Annotated in this window: 1 tRNA gene; it reads left to right on the top strand. The window is 48.7% G+C overall.

Annotation, left to right across the window (positions count from 1 at the left end):
* Window positions 1-237: 237 nt before the first annotated feature.
* Window positions 238-311 (top strand) — tRNA-Met (locus Q1B07_RS26910).
* Window position 312: the final 1 nt, after the last annotated feature.

Raw genomic sequence — 312 nt, 5'->3', positions numbered from 1 at the left:
CTGAAGGGATCGGTCTTGAAAACCGACAGGGGTGTCAAAGCCCGCGGGGGTTCGAATCCCCCTTCCTCCTCCATATTTAATATTATCGTCGCAGGGTGGAGCACGAACGAATATGCTTCATTGAATAATCATCAGCGTACCGATTGAACTGCTACTTGAATAAGCTTCCTGAAATCGGGACGGTCCGTATTTAGGCGATAACTAGGAGCATAGAAAAACTAATTTAATTATTATCATCGCGGGGTGGAGCAGTCTGGTAGCTCGTCGGGCTCATAACCCGAAGGTCGCAGGTTCAAATCCTGCCTCCGCAAC

The organism is uncultured Metabacillus sp. (assembly GCF_947503125.1).
Classification (GTDB): Bacteria; Bacillota; Bacilli; order Bacillales; family Bacillaceae; genus Metabacillus.
The sequence above is the reverse complement of the archived record's forward strand: the minus strand, read 5'-3'. Positions and strand labels throughout refer to the sequence as shown.